Raw genomic sequence first — 18,904 nt, 5'->3', positions numbered from 1 at the left:
GAATGTACAACTGTTGTTAAATTTAATGGTACACGTCCAGCACCTCTTGTTACTAATACATCAAATGAATTTGAATTTTTTACATCAAAAGAATTACCAAATGATTTTGCTGAAAAAGATAGACTATTATCAGGAGATTTATCAGAGTTTAATCAAATCAGCACAGAATTTTTTAATGAACTAACATTTTGCGAATTAATAAGCGCTAAAATTGTTGAATTCGATGAGTTTTTACATCGTGTACATCCAAAGCATACAGATCTACCTGTAGGAGAAAAACTATTTACAAAAATTGAAGAAAAAATGGTTATAGCTATTACACTTAAAATTTTACAAAATAGACAGGTTGCAATTGGTCCAACTCGTAGAGAGTGCCCAACAGAGCAAGAATGTAATAGACCTTGCTAAACATATCAAGAATAATATTTTACAAATAGGGTATGTAAAACTGCATATCCTATTTTATTCTTATATAAAAAAGAACACTGGAGAAAAATATATTGTACTTCCATACTATGTTGCGTATAAAAATGTGTGAATGATTTGTTGAAAATATATTAAAAAACAAAAAATGAAACTTTTTTCTATTATAATCCGTATAATACTTATAATAAAAACAAATTAAGGTATAAATATGAACGAATTAAATAGCCTTAGAATTTATTAATGGGTAGAACTTATGCTTTATCATTTTTTATTTTCAACATAAAATATGGAACAGTTTATAGATAATTTCATAGTATATATTACAACTATAGATAGTCTTAGAACTGAAAGATAAAAAAGTTGTGTATTTAGCAGTATTTAAAATTTAAAAAGGTAGGTGTAATATATGAGTGAAGGTAACTTAGGTTTAGGTGGTTTGTTTGGAGGAAGGCAAAGTAGTTTACTTTTCTTTTTCTTGTTATTAATAATCATTTTCTGTAACTGTGGTATTTTTAAAGGAACAGGAGATAGCTTACTTTTCTTCTTCCTATTACTTGTTGTACTATTTTGCGGACGTGGAATTTTCGGATGCTAAAAAATAGATTAACAGAATTGGGGTAGGGCTTATGCTCTACCCTATTGTTTATGCCTATTTTAAAAAATTCAATCAGCTGTGATAAACTAAAACCAGAATCAATAAAATATCAAATTTTTATATGCAAATGATATAATACCAATTAAAGAAAACTCCATTTCATTAGATATATACGGTTTATATTTAGATAGTGATGATTTTCTAAAAATGAGAAAGCGATTAAAGTTATTGCTAAAACTTGCAGGAAATAATTTATTATTTAGAAATAGCACAGAGCAAGAAAGCTTATTTTGAACCATGTAACACTTGCTTTTGTAGGGAATATATTATAATTGTCAAAAGCATATATATAGAATTTAGGGGGAATTAAAATGTACAATTACTATAATAATCATCATATGGGGCATATCCACCAGTATCAAGGAGTTACGACTTTAAATGATGGACACACTCATAGATATTATGGATGTACAGGAGAGCCTATACCAGTACAAGGTAGTCATGTCCACTATTATAATGGATATACGACACTTGATGATGGACATATTCATCGATATTATGGAAGTACAAGTCCCGCAATAATAGTTTCAGAGGGACATATTCATTACATGGAAGGTAGAACAACATTTATAGCTGAACATGATCATGAGTATGAAAATAACACATCACCTCAAATGTACCAGCAATATAATAGATGTTATTAATATATTATAGGAGAGGACTTATTTCTCTCTTTTTTTACTCTTTACATCGAACGTACATTCTGGTAACATATAATTAAGAACATACGTTTGAGGTGAATATATGATAAAACAATCATTAAAATACTCATTAACAATCAAAAAATAATAACTGTTGTATATATGAAAAATTTAGAAATAACCCAGAGAAGAATCCAAGTATTAAAATGGACAGTGAAATTATAAAAGCCTTAGATATAGATAAGGGAGAATTAAGAATTTTTTAAATAGACAACATACTATCCGCAATAGATACAAAGTTAATCAGCAATAATAATAGTAAAATGGGGATTATCATGCTAACTGAAAGTCAGAGGGAAATTTTAGAAGCTATACACAAATATATACAGGATAATGGAATTAGTCCTACAGTAAGAAATATTTGCGACTTAGTAGGATTTAAATCGAGTAGTACTGTGCATGGATATCTTGGTAATTTAGAAAATCAAGGATTTATCACAAAAATAGATAGTAGTCCCAGATCTATATCGGTAACTGAAAAAGGACTAAATATAATAAAAGGTTAGAGATAACAGCAGTTCAAGCAGCAGCACTAATAGCAGCGAGAGTTATGCGTTGTCAAATGGTTAACACAATTCCTACAGGAAGAGAAGTAGAGCTTATTTGTGCGTTCGTAGTAGGAAGAAATGTATTCGTAGTATTTAGTGTTCAAAATGCAACTGATCGTCTGGTTTTAGTTAGAGTACCTTTATGTACTATTATTTAATCAAACTGTGTCAGGATGATAGTTTCTAAATGAAAATGATGGGGTAGCCTAGGCTCTCCCTTTTTTATTTTTATAGAAAAATATAGAACAATTTATAGATAATTTCATAATGTATATTATATTAAAACGACAAATAGTCTTAGAACAGAAAAAGAGAAAAGTCAAAATTTGAAAAGGTAGGTGGAATATATGAGTGGAATTATTGAAAGCGGCGGATGCGGTGGCGGGTTTTTAGACGGAATCTTTGGGGGAAACAAAGGTTGCGGCGGCACAAATAATTTATTTTCCTTATTTATCTTAATTATTATATTATGTTTCGTATTTGGACGTGAACGTAGATGTGGATGCGGACGTGAATTTTGTGATTGTAAAAGATAGATAGAACAGAATTGGGGTAGAGCTTGGGCTTTACCCTGTTTTTTATGAATATTTTTATTTGAAACAAGCAACAGGATTAACCAATTTTGTACATGACTATGTTTGATATCCTATTTAAAATAAAGCTACCTGCTTTACAACATAAATCCTCTTGGGGTAACCCCTTTAATAATCGGTAATATCCTATTTACTATCGACGATTGATAAGTCTGATATACTTTTTAATATATCCATAGTTTGAGTATAGTAATATGTTTCCATAATGTGAGCATAGCAAATGAAATATTGATGACCATTAGATCGAACAAGAAAATTAAAACTGAAGTATCACTGCAAGATCCTATAGGAGTAGATAAAGAGGGTAATGAATTACCCATAACAGGTTATCAACTATTAGGGGTTTGTTTTGGAAGTTTTGGAAATAGCCTTAATGTAAAGTTGTCATTTCTTTGAGATTTTTTCTTGTCGTACTCGCAGTAATCTAATATACTTTTAAGTAACTTATTTTTCTGTGCTGGATCTTCTAATTTAGGGTAGAGGTCTAGCACTTTTTCTATCTTAGGAATAATATCTATTTGAGCTTTTTCTCGTTGTATTTCTTGATTAAGTGCTAATTTAGCTTTATCAATATTTGCTTTAGTAGCATCCATTCTTTCAGCTAAATTTTGTGATCTCTCTAGATAAGTATCTACATCATACACTCCACGTTCTAAAAGGTCATGGAGCCTGCCTTTTTGATTTTCTAATTCTGCCAATTCTTTTTCTAAGTTTTCAGTAGCTTTTTCAAATATAGAAATAGAAGAAGTGGCTGCTATTTCTCCGGTAGCTTTTTTTCTAATATCCCATTGGGCCTTATATTGGATGGACCATTGCTCAAGTGCATCTAGGAGTTCTTTTTCTACATACTTGAACTTAGATGATTTGTTACCACAATTGGCATAGCACATAATATGAGGATCTTTTTTTGTGTAAGATCTAAATACCATAGAAGCTCCACAATTTTGACACCGTATAATACCTGCTAATGGGTTTGTAATACCATTTTCTAATTTATATGGTACATGATATCTTTTCTCCAAAATTTCAGTAGCTTTTTCAAATAATTCTTCCGATATTAAAGCAGGATGTTTTCCATCTGCTATAATCCATTCATCTTTAGGTCTTTCATTTACTTCTTTTAATTGACCAGGTTTATTAGATTTTCTAATATCTTTTTTACCCCAAACTACTTTCCCGGTATAAACATGATTTTTGATTATATTAAGAACTGAATAATTACGCCATTTTATGCCTGTATATGTTGTATAGCCAAGTTCATTTAATTTATTAGATATTTTTCCAGCACCTAATCCATCAACGTACCATTCAAATATCATTTTTACTACTTCAGCTTGTTCTGGATGTGGTTTTAAGGTCCTGTAGTCTTTTCCTTCATCTATTTCATATCCATAGGGTGGATTAGGACTTATGTAGTTACCATCTTCAATAGACCGAACCCTACCACGTTGCAGACGTCTATTAATCATCTTTAATTCTTTTCTAGCCATAAAAGCTTCAAACTCACTGTATTCTTCGTCGAATTCATCATCTAGGTTATATATTTTTCTAGGTGTAATAATCTTAGTTCCTGACTTTTTAAATGTTTCTAATATAAGGCCCTGCTCTTGCATGTTACCCCTACCAAGACGATCTACGTCCATAACTAAAACAGCATCATACAATTTATTTTCAACATTTTTTAATAGTTCAAGCATTTCAGGGCGGTGCATTAAGCTCTCACCAGATACTATTTCTTCATATATTTTTATGATATTAAGGCCTTTTTCCTTAGCAACCTTTAAAAGAGTACTGCGATGCTTGGCTAGAGTTTCTCCTTCACCCCTGGACTCTGCTTCAATATCAGCTCTGGATTTTCTTAGATAAATACATACTCTTTCCATTAGTTCACCTCCTATAAGATATATCCTACTTAAAGATTATTATATAATATGCAACTAATGATTAAGATAATTATTGGCTTTAAATACAAAAGTACAAGAGCAAAGCCATATAGTCTGTTTTCTAACTAGTATATAAGATAGAACTATAATGGAAAACATTACAAACTTGATATTAAAGAATTATATAAAAAACACAAAATTCATCCAATTATCCTATCGAGTAGATGTTTTGTTTAAATGATAAGTAATGAGTCATTTTGAAATAAAAAATTGATAATATATAAAGACGGAATAACCCTATGCTATTTCTAAGGGAAAAGAAAAGATGATTAAGGCCGGGATGACTTTAGACAGCATATTAGATTTTTGTTTCAGAAAAGTTATTAATTAAGTTCTAACACGAAAGTAGACAAATAAAACTACAAATGTCGCATAAAAGAAGGAATTGAAAGGGGATTGATATGAACTAACGACAAACTTTAATAGATGTAAGAATGGAGAATGTATACAGACAAAATGATATAGCAATGCTCTTACACGTAGATAGTAACATTATTAGTAGATTTGCAACAATAAAAGGAGAGCTAAAATATTTAAATATGTTTGTTGCATGGGCAGAAAGACTAGGTAGTTATGAACAACTTATTGCAGTATGTGAAGAATGTTCCATACAAATTAGACTTAAGAAAAATTGCAGTTGCACAGGCAGGAGGTTATTGAACTAGAAAGAGTGAGTAAGTAAATGATAAATACCATGAAAAGCTTATGAATAATTTATTAAGTCGGAATATTAAAGTATTTAACTTACATTATGCTTTTAAAAAAGCAGATTTTGAGGGAGAGCAAAAATATTTTATTAGATGTTTGCTTGATGGATTTGAGAAAGCATCAGTATACTTAACTGGCATCCAGAAGGTAAGTGGCCCCAAAGAGCACTTAGATGAGGAAGAATATTTTAAACTTTAGCTGGATCAATGAATGAATTTTTATAAAAAAGGTTATGAAGAAAGATATTGAATAGTACAAACCAGTAATTTCATACCTTTTAGTAGTAGGAGGGGATCGAAATGCTTATTAAACAAGTAAAAGATGGAGATCGAATATTATCGGAAACATACAAGTTTAGAAATGCAGTTGTTGAAGTGGTAGCTCCACCACCAATGGATAAAGCTGAAGTAGAAAAAATTCTTAATGATATGCATGCAATAGGTTGGGAGATTATTGAAGACTTAGTTTCTAAAGGAAAGGAGGTGTAAACATGAAGTATGCATTGTATTTATAAGCACCATAAGAGAATTAAGGATTGATCTTAAAGAATATAAAAAGACACTATTGGCGGTAACCAAATAAGGCCAAAGAAAAATATAACTTATAACTATTCCACCAAAAAAGATAAGATTTTAAAATTGAAAGCACTTGTTGATATAAAAAATTAATAGAACTTCACTATATGGATTTTAATGGATAAAAGATAATTGACACATTTGTGCAACTTGAAGAGCTTTTTCTAACACTAGATGAATATTTGTATGACGGACCAACTATGATGAACTGAATAAAATTGTTACTGGTTTAAGCATTGAAAATTAGAGTCTTAAGGAAGAATCAGAGAATTTGAGAAAATTATTAGGGGAGGCAATAATGAAGCTAAACAATTTATATCTTAAAAATTTTAAAGGAATACGAGAATTTTCAACAGATGTTAAGGGAATAAATATTTCAATACTTGGAAAGAACGGAACAGATAAAACAACAGTATTTGATGTTTTTTTATGGGTCCGATTTGATAACGACGGCAACAATATTAGTAATTTCAAGATTAAGACATTGGACAACTTTGGGGAACCGAATACGTGGACTATAACATGAGGTAAAGGTAGAAATCACTCTTAATAATGGACAAGCAGGAGAGTTACAAGATATTTTGAAAGAGAAGCGAACTAAGAAACATGGTGAAGCTGATAAAGAACTTACGGGACATACTACAGATCATTTTATAGATGAAGTACTAAAAAATTAAAGGATTAGATGATATAGTGATTGAGTGCAATGACAAGGGTTCATATCAATACCTTAATTAATATAAGTACTTTCATACAAGGTGGTTATAGGATAGAGAAGCCAACTAAGGAAAAAGTATTGGAAATAATTGAGTGGCTAAGAAATCCAAATGAAGATTACTTAAAATACCTTCATGAAAAAGCTAACTTTTACTCAATAACTAAAGGTAAAAAAACATCCAGATACCATTAATGATATAAGAACTTTTCAAGAAAAAGAGCCATGACTAGTGAAGAGATAATCATTGAAGCACAAAACATAATTTAAAAAATCTATAACAGGAGGTTTCAATGTACAAAATAGTTTCGGCTAATTTCAAATTATATAATCAAATATCAATGTTTGGATAGCTACACATCACAAAAATAAGGCGAACTTATATAGACAAAAAACATACATTGTTATTGAAAGATAGTATGTTGGGGGGGAAGTAACATGTCATGTAGAAAGTGTGAGAGTATGATTTGTTCGCAAGCACTGCGTGAAGGAAAATGCAAAATATGTGAAAAAATAATTCTAACACCACATTCTCCATGTTGGCAGTATTGTGAAGAGTGTGCTAATGAAAGACACTTATGCAAACAATGTGGGTGTGAAGATCATACCGATACAAAAAAATCTATAAAGTGTGAAAATGTATAATATAATGCAAGAAAAATTAGATGAAATTACTAAGCAGGTTATTTTTATTAATAACCTGCAGAAAATTATAGGACAACCTAAAAAATATATGGGTATTATAGGCTATAGAGTGGGGTAAATTGAAAAGAAAATCAACAAGCTATTAGAGATTTTTAGCCAGTTGGAATAAAAATCGAAATTAGAGTAAATTAAGAGGCATAGATGGAAAAAGGAGCTTTATATAACTCCTTTAACTCTATTAATTATTTTTATTGTTATCTATTAGTTGCTGCTCACCCATTTCAACTAGTTTTCTTACGATATATCCAGTATGATTTGAAGCTAGGGATCTGGGATCATCTACACCAAATTCTTGAGCAACTTCCATTTTAAATTGTTCTAAAGCTTGGCGTGCCTCAGGGACAACAAGTCTATTCTTAGCCAATATTTTCCACTCCTTTTAATAATTTAATACAAACTCTGTAGTATATAGGATGTGTAAAAGATAAAATAAATATGCTAAGTATAAATTACAGTTAGATACTGTTATTAAGAAATTACAAAGATTGAAATCATATAAAAGAGAAAGAAAATTTTTTATAAATAATTCAGTAGTGAGAGATATATAAGAGAGAAATCACTATGATGTTATGATGATGTAAATTATTTAAGCTAGAAACAAAAGAGTTGCCATAGCAGCTGAAAATAAAAAAATATAGAAATAACTCAAACTGGTATAGATTTATATAAAAAACAATTTAGAATGTGCAAGGAGGGGACAAATTGAAAAACTTAGATATGGCAAACAAAGGAGTATTATTTAAAAAAAGAAGTGCAGATGGCAAATAAACAATATAAAGATTAGCGAATTGCTTTAGTCTAAATTCAAGTACTTAATAAAAAGCTGATGGCAATTAGAAAGTATTAAATTTGATGGCGGCTATAACATAATCTATAACAACAAAACAGATCAAGGGAATTTAATGAGAATTAGAAAACTTGTTAATGGTAAGTTTTGGGACAAGCACTGGACAAATAATTATTAATACGGTTTGATATATATTTGGTGAAATATGATATAATTTTTTTAAGAGATAATTCATAATTATATGATAATATAACTATGATTATGTATATTCTAGTCGATAAAATGCGGCATGAAAAGTCGAGTATCTAGATTTCTTTAATTGTATTATTAGAATGAGGGGAGATATAATGGATTGGATTGAACGTATAAATAGTGCAGTGAACTACATAGAAGAAAACCTTGACAAAGAAATCTCATATGAGAGGATTGCGCAGATTGTAGGGTGTTCCGTGTATAATTTTCAAAGGATGTTTTCATATATTGCAGATAAACCTCTATCTGAATATATTAGGAACAGGCGTCTTACCATGGCTGCGTTTGATCTTATCAATAGTAAGGATAAGATTATTGATATAGCCATGAAATATGGATATGATTCACACGATTCCTTTACAAGAGCTTTTCAAAAATTTCATGGTGTTCTTCCGTCAAAGGTACGAAACGAAACTGTTAGATTAAAGTCCTGTCCCAAAATCTCCTTTCAAATAATTATTAAAGGAGAGACATATATGAACTATCAGATTGAGCAATTGCCTGGGTTTACAGTTTCAGGTTTTAAACACAGGATTTGCACAAATGATGCATTCAATATTGTGCCGCAGATTTGGGATACTGCATGGAAAAATGGCACAATGGATTGTATGACAGAACTTTTTATGAAAGCAGACTATCGCCCAGCTGGATTTCTTGGAATAAGTGCTGGAGGCAGATGGGGAAATTCGGAGGAAATGGATTATTACCTTGCAGTGACAACATATGTTGATGTTCTCGAATGTAAAAGAGTTGAACCATTTGATGGTATGGACACGTTTGAGTTTCCACAGGCTACATGGGTAATATTTGAAGCAAATGGAGAACTACCAGATGCTGTTCAGCAGGTTTATAAAAAGTTTTATACAGAATGGCTGCCTAATTCTGGTTATGAGCTGGATGATCTGCCTGTTATTGAAAGTTATATGCAAAATAACAGGCAGGAGGTATGGATTGCCATAGTTAAATCCGGTAACAGTTAAAATATAAATTATTTAGAAGTTTCCATATGAATCAATATACAGAAAATGAGCGTAATGTATAGTTTTAGTTATGACAGATCATAAAGAATATTAGTAGTAAGAATAAGATTTCAAACCATCTATACTCTTCTACTATAAACTATAAAATTCGAATATTTTATTTTAATACCGTATTATTCAGAAATGAATTTTACGGTATTTTTATGTCGCAATACAAAAATTATGTGAAATAAAAAAAGATGACATAGATGAATATATAAAAAATATGTAAGATAGACATTCCCATGCAACATTCGATATGTTGGAAGATGGGGAGAAATATTGCAGGGGAATTGTTTTTTTGTATGAAAGAATTGTAGTAAGTTGCATTGTAAGGATATTGTCTACTACTGATATGGATGATGATATTTCATTTAGCATAATTGTCTTTTAAGATTTTTAAGCTGTTGCTCCATATCTGCTATCTGATTTTTAAGTTCTTCTTTAGATTGTAAACTATCTTGCTGGGCAGCCTTAGTAAGTAAACTTGCGCCAATTTGTGTAATAACATTTCCTAGTACATTAAGTTCATCAGTGCTCAAATTTTGTGATATTAAAACAGAAAGTAAAGAAGTTATAAGTACTAATGTATCTGGATTTATACTTGAAAAATTTGACATGTATACCACCTCATAAGTATTATATGCATTTTAAGACGAAATGGCACAGAATAAGTGTTCGAGGTACACGCAATATTAATGTATTTCAACATCGTAATAGATGTGTGCAAAAATTGAGTGGTAATACGTATCACAAGAATATTATAAAGAAGAAATTAATTTCTATCTATAAATAAAGTACCATCACTTTGAACTTCAGCGTAAAAAACATCTTCTGTATTAGCAATATTATTTTGTTTAAGTTTAGTTGTGAGCCATTCTTCATTTAAATTTAATTCTTTTAAATTATGTTTTATTATTTTTCCATCAACAATTATCTCAGATGAAATTTAATTTAAAGTGTTAACAGGAATATTCATATCTTCCTTAGTTATTTGTTGTTGTTGGTGTTTTTTCAGTACACTTAATTTACCATCTGGTTCTAATATTGCATATTCAACTTCTGTAATTGAAAATATACTGTGTTCTGTGCATCAAAAGATTTATGAAAGAAGGAATTTAATGAAAATAAACTGTGAAATAGATAATATAAGAACATTAAAAAATGGAATGAAGATCACTCTGCAGTTGCCTGGAAAAGAGATACCTAAGGTTATGAAAGATATATATAATTTCATGGATAAGCCTGTAAAGGTAGAAATACTTGTAAATGCAGAAGAACAAAAGGAAAGAATGAAATGGATCAACAACGATCAGAGAGGTAAAATCTTTACAATTATAAAAGATATCGCTAATTACACTGTTCAAGATAAAGAATACATAAGAGAATAGACTAAAGAAGGATTTTTAAAGACTACAGAGTATGAAGATTTTAGTTTAAGTAACTGCAGTAAAGAATTAGCAAATGATTATATAGAGTATTTACATTAATTAGAGTAGAAATATATCAGTAGGTGATTAATAATCCAGAACTACATAAGGGATTATTTTTAGGCACTAGTAAGCAGCTAGGGATGCCACCAGTGCCTTATAATGGTACTTCAATAGTAGAGTAGAATACGAGTTGTTAACCCAAGAAGAAGAGATAGAGTTCTACAAGAGTGGATAAAGCAAGATAAGTCTAGGATATATATTCACCAGATTGAAGTAGAGCAGTTAGATGAAGCATTAAATGCATTAACTAAACAACAACAATTTATTATAGAATGCAAATACTTTAAGAACATGTTTTAGAGAGATATAGAGGTTAGCTTTAACAATAGATTTAGACAACAGAATTATATAACTTATGAGGGATTGAAAAAGATGAATAAAGAGTCGATAGAATTATTAACTAAAATATTAGAACCTTATTATACAAGGTTTAAAGTATTATAAAATGCAGAGTACCCAAAAAGTACCTGAAAATTACCTGTTTTGTACCTGTTTTTGGATTATATATGTTATATAATGATAATGTGACAAAAATTGATCTAGTACCCCTTTGGAGAGTGAGATAAAATCCTGTTAGGTATATAAGGAGCCTAGCGGGGTTTTTAATTGCCATAAATCAGATGATAATTGGGTTGTATTAATTTCTAGTTTGGTGGGAACATAAGAACACAATATTCAATTGTAAACTTATAATAAAGGAGGCCAAACAGAATGTCTAAAAACTCAGAAACAATAAAATCACTTAATCAGCTTTTACAGGGAGAGTATATGGCAGTAGAGAGTTTTAATAACTTTATGTCTAAGCTAGAAGATGATAATATGAAAAATTCTTTAAAAGAGGTTCAGAAACAGCATAGAGAAAATATTAATACATTAGCAAGTTATATTCAGGATATAGGTGGACAACCACATGAGAATCTTGGAATGAAGGGTAAAATGGCTGAAATTAAGATTAATATGGACTTGGGTTTAAAAGTTGATACCTCTGAAGTTATTGCAAAAGCCATAGAAGGCGAAACTCAAGGAGTTAATATGGCTGAAAAGGTTCTAAGGGGTAATCTAGACGATAAATCAAGAGATATTGCAGGTGAGATACTGAAAAATGATAGAAGATCTATTGAGAAGCTAAAGAATTTAATGTAAGAAACATATAAGTGTTATACGAAAGAGCCTAAGCGGCTCTTTTTTCGTGTGAAATTTTAATAACAATTTTAATTTGATTTTTATTTAAAAAACTGTGGTGGAGATATGAAAAAAGTTAAATGTAATAATTGCAATTATAAATTTGAAAAACTCACACTTGAAAGCTTGATATATGCAATTAAAAAAACAGATGACAATGCGATTTCAGAGACTTGCCCACGATGTAAAGAGAATATCTTCAAAATAAAATAAAGTGAAAGAGAGATGGCTAAATGAATATAGGGGAAATTATGTTACTTATTCTGTATCAAAAGATCATAGGACTAGGGGAAGGTATGGAGAGTTAATAATAACTAATTATTAGAAATGAATATTGTTACTAATATATTTTGGAGTATTAGCAGTAGGAGAGAAAAAATATAAATATTGTAATTACGTACTGAACAAGTTCATCAAGATAAAGTGAATGTATACGTTTAGGAGATGAATTAAATTTAAAATATAGTAATATACTAAAGTAAATAATAAATCTCAATTAAAGAATCTAGCATAGTACCGATGCTTAAGACTTCAGGGCTACTTAAACTAAAGTTTGAATGACTTATTAATTGAAATATACATTTCTTAAAAATTTCTATTTGATTAATTAATAATATTAGAAATTCTTTCTTCATAAAAACAACTCCTTTTAAATAAAATCATAGAGAATATTATAATATACTTTATATAAAAAATTTGTCGAAATTTGCGTATTTATTGCAGTAATTGAATTATTTTTATCAATCTTATAGAGGATATTAAGATTTCATGAAGAATTAAAAATATATAATTTTACTAGTGGAGGGGTATTATGGGTTTATTAGGTGGAATAATGGGAAATGCATCTGAGGTAAATATTAAAGATGTAAATAAGGAATATGCTAATATTTTGGCTGAAAATGAGACTATAGAAAAGTCTTATAAGTTAATAAGAGATATGTTTATATTCACTAATAAGAGATTGATATTGGTGGATAAGCAAGGAATGACAGGTAAGAAAACCGAATATCATTCAATTCCATATAAGAGCATAACGCATTTTAACATTGAAACAGCAGGACATTTTGATTTAGATGCTGAGTTGAAGATATGGATTTCTGGAACATCAGCACCAATTGAGAAACAATTTAATAAGAGTCTTAACATATATGAGCTGCAGTCTGTATTAGCTACTTATATATTAAGATAGTCAAATTAATTATAGAGCCATCGGCTCTTTTTTCATTTAACAAAACAAACAAATAGCAACCAAATATATTTTTAGACAACTAAAAAGCCATAGAGGTGGAGTAAAATATACCCTTAATCTTAGAGGTACTAAAATACTCAAAGACTAGTTAGAACTTCTATAAAACATGCTTATCAAACTGTAAGTAATAAATCATTATCTATGAATCCATTTATAGAAGGTAGAGTGGCAATCAGCCTTATAATATGGTAGAACCTGTGATTTATGCAGAGAAAGACATGGGAAGATATTTAAAATTGATGAAGTGCCTTTAGACACCCAAATCGATTCTTTACTATGGTACCATATATATCTAAACGCCTTGATGATGTTTCGTCCAAACTAAGAAATTGGTTAGAGAGAGAAGATAATTCAATACTAGACGAATGGTATCAAAAATATGGAGATTTTTTTATTAAAAAAATATAACCAATAATGAACACAATGATAGATAAAGAAGTATAGTGACATTATAGGATATTACAAAGTAAGGTCAATGAATCCTTATAGGCATGTATACTATTTGTGTATGCTTCTACTTTAATTAATGAATTATAAATATTAGATTAGAAAAAGGGGGACTACTATGAAAACAACATTTTGTGATAGATGTACAAAGGAATTCATAATAGACATTCAAGTACAGAAATTAGAAAACAATATTGAGAAATTTTATTTCACTTGTCCTCACTGTGACACACAATACACAAGCTATTATAGCAGTGTACTAATTAAGAGAAAACAAGAGAAAATGAGGATACTACAAGAGAAATATAACAATATAAGAAGCAGGGATATTAAACAAGCGCAGAAACTAATTAAACAAATAGAAAAGCTTAAAAAGGAAATAGATAAAGATATTAAAGCTTTAAAAAGGAAATTTGATAATTAGCACCTAAAAGGGTGCTTTTATTTTGCCCTTTTTTAGTATTGTTAGGGAATAAAGAAACAAGGCCTCAGTTGTAGCTGACCAGCATAAGAGGCAAGCAGGAAATAAGAAAAGAGAATAAAAGTGAAAAGTAGACTATTTAGCTTTAATCTTCAGCTATTCGAAGAAGAAACTATTCAAACTATCTTAGGAGATGATTTATTTAACTAGGCAAAAGAAAAGCTTGGAGATAAAAAGATATATATAGTAAGTAATGGTAAGTGGATTCATAAAGAAAAAGTTTGATGATATCAATGAAGAGAGAAAGCATTATAAAATACAGGTGAATGACTTAGATAAGCAATTGGGAGTAGAGTTAGTTGTGGTAAGTGAAAAGCCAGTAGTAGAAGAAAGCTATAGAACAGCAGTAGAGATATATCTAGCAACAGGTGAGATTTCAGTGTAAAGTAATAATATACGAAAGGTGGGATTTTATAAGTGATTAAATATTTACAGAAGCAAAACAAGGAACGGTTAGATAAACTTAATTCACCTAGTTTTACAGGCAAAACAAAGGTCATGGTTATGGAAGAAGACATACCCTATGATTTAGGTTTCCTCGGTATTAAGGAAGTAGTTAAAGTAGGTAGCTATGCTATGCATGCTTCGTGGACAGCACAGGTTATTAAGCTTATTAATCCTGAAGCAGAGATATACGCATCAAAAATAGATTTTCTCCAAGTTGTAGACTACTGCATAGAGAATGATATAAAAATAATTAATGCTTCATTCACATGTATGAATAATTTTAGTAGAAGAGAAGCCCTAAAAAAATACCATGATTGGGGAGGAATTTTTGTAGCAGCAAGCGGAAACAAATCAAATAGAGACGTACAATTTCCAGCTAACTCAGAATATACAATTGCAGTTGCAGGAATAAATATAGAATCTTCCGTATCAAAAGAGTTAGATGTATATACAGAAGGAAATATCTATGTTAGAAATAAAGATGAAGGATTTTTCCACTATTATAACGGTACATCAAGTTGTGCTCCAGTAATCGCAGGCTGTGTTAGCTTAATACTAGCAAAATATCCTAACTGGAAGTGTGAAGATGTTAGGAGTTTTATAAAGGAAAACTCTAGGCCATATGACCAATTTGCTGGTATTTTTAAATTTCCAGATAACTTTAAGTTTGGGGAAGTAGAAATAGATAATTCAAAAAATGAAGAAAATAATATGTCAGAAGAAATAAAATTCAAAGATATCAAAGGACATTGGGCAGAAAAGGAAATAAAAGAAGGTACTGAAAAGGGAATCCTAAAAGGTTACCCAGATGGTACATTTAAACCAGACAAGCCTTTAACACGTGCAGAGTATATTGTAGCGGAACTTAGAAAGATTATAAAGAGAAAAGAGTAGTTTGTTCTGGCTGTGAGAAAAAGGGGGTGAAACAAATGAATATAGAGAATATAAAAAACAAACTACAATCAAAAGAATATGATTTCTTAAGGGATAATGAACATCTTGGAGATAATATTATATTACTAACAACAGGAGGTTCACATGCATATGGTACTAACGTAGAAACAAGTGATTTAGATATTAGAGGAATTGCAATTGAAGGGGAAAAAGAAGTTTTAGGATTATCTAATTTTGAACAATTTGAAGATGTTTCTACTGATACTACAATTTATGGACTTAAAAAAGTAGTTGGATTATTATTAAATTGTAACCCCAATACTGTTGAAATGCTAGGTACAAAAGATGAACACTTATTTATATTGTCAGAAGAAGGAAGGCTTATAAGAGAGAATATAGATTTATTTTTATCAAAAAGAGCAATACATAGTTTTGGTGGATATGCAACTGCTCAATTAAGAAGGCTCCAAAATGCTTTAGCAAGAGATAATTATCCACAATCAGAAAAAGAAAAGCATATTTTAAATAGTATCATGACGCAAATAAGACATTTGCAGGAACATTATACCGAATTTACTAATGAAGAAATAAAATTATATATTGATAAATCATTAAAAGAAGACTACGAAGAAGAAATTTTTATGGATATTAAGCTAACTCATTATCCACTACGAGATTTTAAAAATATCTATTCTGAGATGGGGAATGTAATTAAAGACTATAGTAAGCTTAACCATAGAAATAGAAAGAAAGATGATTTACATTTAAACAAACATGCAATGCATTTAGTAAGATTATTAATTATGGGAACAGAATTACTAGAAGGAAAAGGTATAAATACCTATAGGGAGAATGATCGTGAATTCTTATTAGAAATTAGAGATGGTAAGTATCAGAATGAAGATGGTTCATTTAAAGAAGAATTCTTTGAATTAGTAAATCAATATGAGGTAAAATTGAAGTATGCTGCTGATAATTCACCATTACCATCTAAGCCCAACTTTAATAAAGTTGAGGAATTATTGATTGAAATTAACAGAAGGAGACTTTTAAAATGAAAATTCAAATGCCACAAGAAGTACATAGGATACTAGATATATTAAGTTTTTATGGTTATGATGGATATATTGTTGGCGGATGTGTGAGGGACAGCATTCTAAATAAGACACCTAATGACTGGGATATATGCACTAACTGCACTCCCGAAAAAATGTTGGAGATATTTAGTTGTTTTAAAGTCATACCTACTGGATTAAAGCATGGAACTCTCACTGTAGTTATTAATGGACAAAATTACGAAGTAACCACGTATAGGATTGATGGAGAATATATAAATGGTAGACATCCAGAACAAGTTGAGTTTACAAATAACTTAAAAGAAGATTTAAAAAGAAGAGATTTTACAATTAATGCAATGGCCTACAATAATAAAGAAGGATTAATTGATTACTATGGTGGAATTACAGATATCTTTAACAAAAAAATAAGATGTGTAGGCAATCCTTTTGAAAGATTTAGTGAAGATTATTTACGTATGCTAAGAGCAATAAGGTTTTCTGCACAGTTAGAATATAGTTTAGATGCAGAGACATCAAAGGAAATAAAAAAGCTATCTAAAAATATTGTGGATATTAGTGAAGAAAGAATTAGAGAAGAATTGAATAAAATTCTAATGACAGATATGCCATCAAGAGGTTTAAAGTTGTTGAGTAGTACTGATCTGTTGAAATATATCATACCAGAGTTAGAAATGTGTGTTGGATTTCAGCAGCACAACCCAAACCATGACAAAGATGTTTTTAGTCATATTTTAAGTGTAGTTGACAATACTGAAAAGGATCTAATATTAAGGCTGGCGGCATTATTTCACGATATAGGAAAGCCAGAAACATTCAATCTAGATGAAGATGGTGTAGGTCATTTTTATAAACATAATTTAAAAAGTTCAGACATTACAGAGGAAGTAATGAAGAGACTAAAATATGATAATAAATCCATTGAACAAGTTGTAATTTTGGTTAGGGAGCACATGTCTAGATATGAGAAGTTAAGAGTTAAGAACACTAAAAAATTTATTAATAGAGTAGGAATTGGCAATATTGAAAGGCTATTTAAACTTCAGATTGCAGACATAAATGGTTCAAATAAAAGGGATGGTGTAAGTAAGATATTTGAGTTAAAGAATGAAGTTGAACGAATATTAAACGAGAAACAACCGTTATCTATAAAGGATTTAGAAATTAATGGGTATGATTTGATTCAATTAGGGATACCTCAGGGAAAGCAGGTTGGTACAGTTCTAAATGAGTTAATGGAAATAATACTAGAGAATCCAGAACTAAATAGAAGAGATATTCTTACAGAAATCGTGATGCAAAAGTGGATTTAAATAACATAGAAATAGATGATTTTGCAGAAAAATATATTGAATTGAAATGTAAATATACAAAAAATTTAATAGCTGATATTAAGAAAATTGAAACTTTGTTATCCCATTTTTATACTCCTATTAGTTAAAGTTCAGAGGTTATGTTAAAATAAGCTAAGGTGGTTTAATTAACAGGAGGAATTAATAATGAATAGTAGTGTAAAATCACTTAATCCCGTAATTGATAGACATGCTAAAGCTTTAATATTAGGATCAGTGCCTGGAAAAGAATCATTGGAAAAACAACAATATTATGCAAATTCAAGAAATAGTTTCTGGAAGATTATTTTTTCTTTATACGATTTTAACGTTGAGGAAAGCTATAATAAACGGATCGACTTTATTCAAGAAAAAAACATTGCACTATGGGATGTTATAAAAGTTTGTGATAGAGAAGGTAGTTTAGATTCAAATATAAAAAATGAAAAAACAAATGATTTTGTTTCCTTATTTAAGGATTATCCTAATATAGAATTTGTTTTATTCAATGGAACTAAGGCTTATGAAGTGTTTAGAAAACAAGTAGGCTTTAATATATCAGATAAAATTATTTTTAAAAAGCTGACTTCAACCAGTCCGGCAAACACCATTTCAATTGAAATAAAAATAATGGAATGGAAGATCATTAAAGAATATTTAGGATGATAATTAAAATT

The 18,904-nt window shown here is 29.8% G+C and carries 23 protein-coding genes and 2 pseudogenes; 21 read left to right on the top strand and 4 right to left on the bottom strand.

Going from position 1 to position 18,904, the window contains the following annotated elements:
• The 6 genes and pseudogenes from KQI88_RS14515 to KQI88_RS14490 form a co-directional block, all read left to right on the top strand.
• A pseudogene (locus KQI88_RS14515) lies at positions 1–408 on the top strand (hypothetical protein); the annotation flags it as partial.
• Between the two features lie 424 nt (positions 409–832).
• Positions 833–1,021, top strand: coding sequence for a hypothetical protein (locus KQI88_RS14510; RefSeq protein WP_216418490.1), 189 nt, complete (start codon positions 833–835; stop codon positions 1,019–1,021).
• A gap of 371 nt (positions 1,022–1,392) precedes the next feature.
• Entirely contained in the window at positions 1,393–1,725 is a 333-nt protein-coding gene (locus KQI88_RS14505; RefSeq protein WP_216418488.1) for a YmaF family protein, read from the top strand.
• Positions 1,726–2,057: 332 nt separating this feature from the next.
• Entirely contained in the window at positions 2,058–2,288 is a 231-nt protein-coding gene (locus KQI88_RS14500; protein WP_216418486.1) for a LexA family protein, read from the top strand.
• 44 nt (positions 2,289–2,332) lie between these two features.
• Positions 2,333–2,488, top strand: a complete 156-nt coding sequence (locus KQI88_RS14495) for a hypothetical protein (protein WP_216418484.1) — start codon at positions 2,333–2,335, stop codon at positions 2,486–2,488.
• Positions 2,489–2,677: 189 nt separating this feature from the next.
• Positions 2,678–2,866 carry a hypothetical protein gene (locus KQI88_RS14490; RefSeq protein ID WP_216418481.1) on the top strand — a complete coding sequence of 63 codons (189 nt, stop codon included), beginning with the start codon at positions 2,678–2,680 and terminating at the stop codon, positions 2,864–2,866.
• Between the two features lie 386 nt (positions 2,867–3,252).
• Here the strand turns inward: KQI88_RS14490 and KQI88_RS14485 are convergent, their stop codons facing one another.
• Entirely contained in the window at positions 3,253–4,806 is a 1,554-nt protein-coding gene (locus tag KQI88_RS14485) for a recombinase family protein (RefSeq protein ID WP_216418480.1), read from the bottom strand.
• 494 nt (positions 4,807–5,300) lie between these two features.
• On the opposite strand from KQI88_RS14485, the gene KQI88_RS14480 reads away from it, so the two are divergent.
• The 5 genes from KQI88_RS14480 (at position 5,301) to KQI88_RS14460 (ending at position 7,509) form a co-directional block, all read left to right on the top strand.
• Positions 5,301–5,531, top strand: coding sequence for a hypothetical protein (locus tag KQI88_RS14480; protein ID WP_216418478.1), 231 nt, complete (start codon positions 5,301–5,303; stop codon positions 5,529–5,531).
• Between the two features lie 342 nt (positions 5,532–5,873).
• A complete protein-coding gene (locus KQI88_RS14475) occupies positions 5,874–6,062 on the top strand; it encodes a hypothetical protein (RefSeq protein WP_216418476.1) in 189 nt (62 codons plus the stop codon).
• Between the two features lie 385 nt (positions 6,063–6,447).
• On the top strand, positions 6,448–6,675 hold the full coding sequence (locus tag KQI88_RS14470; RefSeq protein ID WP_216418475.1) for a hypothetical protein: 228 nt from the start codon (positions 6,448–6,450) through the stop codon (positions 6,673–6,675).
• A 171-nt stretch (positions 6,676–6,846) separates the two neighbouring features.
• Positions 6,847–7,059 (top strand): hypothetical protein, encoded by a 213-nt coding sequence (locus KQI88_RS14465; RefSeq protein WP_216418472.1) that lies wholly within the window; start codon positions 6,847–6,849, stop codon positions 7,057–7,059.
• A 243-nt stretch (positions 7,060–7,302) separates the two neighbouring features.
• Positions 7,303–7,509, top strand: coding sequence for a hypothetical protein (locus KQI88_RS14460; protein WP_216418470.1), 207 nt, complete (start codon positions 7,303–7,305; stop codon positions 7,507–7,509).
• A 238-nt stretch (positions 7,510–7,747) separates the two neighbouring features.
• Here KQI88_RS14460 and KQI88_RS14455 read toward each other — a convergent pair whose 3' ends face one another.
• A complete protein-coding gene (locus tag KQI88_RS14455; RefSeq protein WP_216418468.1) occupies positions 7,748–7,933 on the bottom strand; it encodes an alpha/beta-type small acid-soluble spore protein in 186 nt (61 codons plus the stop codon).
• A gap of 755 nt (positions 7,934–8,688) precedes the next feature.
• On the opposite strand from KQI88_RS14455, the gene KQI88_RS14450 reads away from it, so the two are divergent.
• Positions 8,689–9,588, top strand: a complete 900-nt coding sequence (locus tag KQI88_RS14450; protein ID WP_330656242.1) for an AraC family transcriptional regulator — start codon at positions 8,689–8,691, stop codon at positions 9,586–9,588.
• A gap of 413 nt (positions 9,589–10,001) precedes the next feature.
• Here the strand turns inward: KQI88_RS14450 and KQI88_RS14445 are convergent, their stop codons facing one another.
• Both KQI88_RS14445 and KQI88_RS18705 read right to left on the bottom strand, forming a co-directional pair.
• On the bottom strand, positions 10,002–10,247 hold the full coding sequence (locus tag KQI88_RS14445; protein WP_216418464.1) for a hypothetical protein: 246 nt from the start codon (positions 10,245–10,247) through the stop codon (positions 10,002–10,004).
• 155 nt (positions 10,248–10,402) lie between these two features.
• Positions 10,403–10,705, bottom strand: a pseudogene (locus KQI88_RS18705) (DUF421 domain-containing protein).
• Positions 10,706–10,748: 43 nt separating this feature from the next.
• Between KQI88_RS18705 and KQI88_RS14435 the strand changes: the two are divergent.
• From KQI88_RS14435 to KQI88_RS14390, 9 genes are all read left to right on the top strand, one after another.
• Positions 10,749–11,018, top strand: a complete 270-nt coding sequence (locus tag KQI88_RS14435) for a hypothetical protein (RefSeq protein WP_216418463.1) — start codon at positions 10,749–10,751, stop codon at positions 11,016–11,018.
• Positions 11,019–11,831: 813 nt separating this feature from the next.
• Positions 11,832–12,263, top strand: a complete 432-nt coding sequence (locus KQI88_RS14430) for a DUF2383 domain-containing protein (RefSeq protein WP_216418462.1) — start codon at positions 11,832–11,834, stop codon at positions 12,261–12,263.
• 850 nt (positions 12,264–13,113) lie between these two features.
• Positions 13,114–13,491, top strand: coding sequence for a PH domain-containing protein (locus KQI88_RS14420; protein WP_216418461.1), 378 nt, complete (start codon positions 13,114–13,116; stop codon positions 13,489–13,491).
• 625 nt (positions 13,492–14,116) lie between these two features.
• On the top strand, positions 14,117–14,422 hold the full coding sequence (locus tag KQI88_RS14415; RefSeq protein ID WP_216418460.1) for a hypothetical protein: 306 nt from the start codon (positions 14,117–14,119) through the stop codon (positions 14,420–14,422).
• A 250-nt stretch (positions 14,423–14,672) separates the two neighbouring features.
• Entirely contained in the window at positions 14,673–14,864 is a 192-nt protein-coding gene (locus KQI88_RS14410; RefSeq protein WP_216418459.1) for a phage scaffolding protein, read from the top strand.
• A gap of 32 nt (positions 14,865–14,896) precedes the next feature.
• Entirely contained in the window at positions 14,897–15,820 is a 924-nt protein-coding gene (locus KQI88_RS14405; protein ID WP_216418458.1) for a S8 family serine peptidase, read from the top strand.
• Positions 15,821–15,855: 35 nt separating this feature from the next.
• Positions 15,856–16,878, top strand: a complete 1,023-nt coding sequence (locus tag KQI88_RS14400) for a nucleotidyltransferase domain-containing protein (protein ID WP_216418457.1) — start codon at positions 15,856–15,858, stop codon at positions 16,876–16,878.
• Entirely contained in the window at positions 16,875–18,209 is a 1,335-nt protein-coding gene (locus KQI88_RS14395) for a CCA tRNA nucleotidyltransferase (protein WP_216418456.1), read from the top strand. Before KQI88_RS14400 ends, KQI88_RS14395 begins: the two co-directional genes overlap by 4 nt.
• Positions 18,210–18,395: 186 nt before the next feature.
• The gene (locus KQI88_RS14390) at positions 18,396–18,893 is read left to right on the top strand and encodes a DNA-deoxyinosine glycosylase (protein ID WP_216418455.1); all 498 of its coding nucleotides are present in this window, start codon (positions 18,396–18,398) and stop codon (positions 18,891–18,893) included.
• Positions 18,894–18,904 lie beyond the last annotated feature (11 nt).

The sequence above is a fragment of the Alkaliphilus flagellatus genome, assembly GCF_018919215.1.
Taxonomy (GTDB): domain Bacteria; phylum Bacillota; class Clostridia; order Peptostreptococcales; family Natronincolaceae; genus Alkaliphilus_B; species Alkaliphilus_B flagellatus.
Note: the sequence above shows the minus strand (reverse complement) of the source record. Positions and strands in the feature narration are given on the sequence as shown.

What these genes read in the sequence shown, in the direction of transcription:
- KQI88_RS14450 (WP_330656242.1), top strand. Translation starts at nt 8,689, where the DNA reads ATGAGGGGAGATATAATGGATTGGATTGAACGTATAAATAGTGCAGTG.
- KQI88_RS14470 (WP_216418475.1), top strand. Translation starts at nt 6,448, where the DNA reads ATGAAGCTAAACAATTTATATCTTAAAAATTTTAAAGGAATACGAGAA.
- KQI88_RS14475 (WP_216418476.1), top strand. Translation starts at nt 5,874, where the DNA reads ATGCTTATTAAACAAGTAAAAGATGGAGATCGAATATTATCGGAAACA.
- KQI88_RS14415 (WP_216418460.1), top strand. Translation starts at nt 14,117, where the DNA reads ATGAAAACAACATTTTGTGATAGATGTACAAAGGAATTCATAATAGAC.
- KQI88_RS14445 (WP_216418464.1), bottom strand. Translation starts at nt 10,247, where the DNA reads ATGTCAAATTTTTCAAGTATAAATCCAGATACATTAGTACTTATAACT.
- KQI88_RS14500 (WP_216418486.1), top strand. Translation starts at nt 2,058, where the DNA reads ATGCTAACTGAAAGTCAGAGGGAAATTTTAGAAGCTATACACAAATAT.
- KQI88_RS14510 (WP_216418490.1), top strand. Translation starts at nt 833, where the DNA reads ATGAGTGAAGGTAACTTAGGTTTAGGTGGTTTGTTTGGAGGAAGGCAA.
- KQI88_RS14430 (WP_216418462.1), top strand. Translation starts at nt 11,832, where the DNA reads ATGTCTAAAAACTCAGAAACAATAAAATCACTTAATCAGCTTTTACAG.
- KQI88_RS14505 (WP_216418488.1), top strand. Translation starts at nt 1,393, where the DNA reads ATGTACAATTACTATAATAATCATCATATGGGGCATATCCACCAGTAT.
- KQI88_RS14480 (WP_216418478.1), top strand. Translation starts at nt 5,301, where the DNA reads ATGGAGAATGTATACAGACAAAATGATATAGCAATGCTCTTACACGTA.
- KQI88_RS14420 (WP_216418461.1), top strand. Translation starts at nt 13,114, where the DNA reads ATGGGTTTATTAGGTGGAATAATGGGAAATGCATCTGAGGTAAATATT.
- KQI88_RS14435 (WP_216418463.1), top strand. Translation starts at nt 10,749, where the DNA reads ATGAAAATAAACTGTGAAATAGATAATATAAGAACATTAAAAAATGGA.
- KQI88_RS14490 (WP_216418481.1), top strand. Translation starts at nt 2,678, where the DNA reads ATGAGTGGAATTATTGAAAGCGGCGGATGCGGTGGCGGGTTTTTAGAC.
- KQI88_RS14460 (WP_216418470.1), top strand. Translation starts at nt 7,303, where the DNA reads ATGTCATGTAGAAAGTGTGAGAGTATGATTTGTTCGCAAGCACTGCGT.
- KQI88_RS14400 (WP_216418457.1), top strand. Translation starts at nt 15,856, where the DNA reads ATGAATATAGAGAATATAAAAAACAAACTACAATCAAAAGAATATGAT.
- KQI88_RS14495 (WP_216418484.1), top strand. Translation starts at nt 2,333, where the DNA reads ATGCGTTGTCAAATGGTTAACACAATTCCTACAGGAAGAGAAGTAGAG.
- KQI88_RS14395 (WP_216418456.1), top strand. Translation starts at nt 16,875, where the DNA reads ATGAAAATTCAAATGCCACAAGAAGTACATAGGATACTAGATATATTA.
- KQI88_RS14485 (WP_216418480.1), bottom strand. Translation starts at nt 4,806, where the DNA reads ATGGAAAGAGTATGTATTTATCTAAGAAAATCCAGAGCTGATATTGAA.
- KQI88_RS14390 (WP_216418455.1), top strand. Translation starts at nt 18,396, where the DNA reads ATGAATAGTAGTGTAAAATCACTTAATCCCGTAATTGATAGACATGCT.
- KQI88_RS14410 (WP_216418459.1), top strand. Translation starts at nt 14,673, where the DNA reads ATGGTAAGTGGATTCATAAAGAAAAAGTTTGATGATATCAATGAAGAG.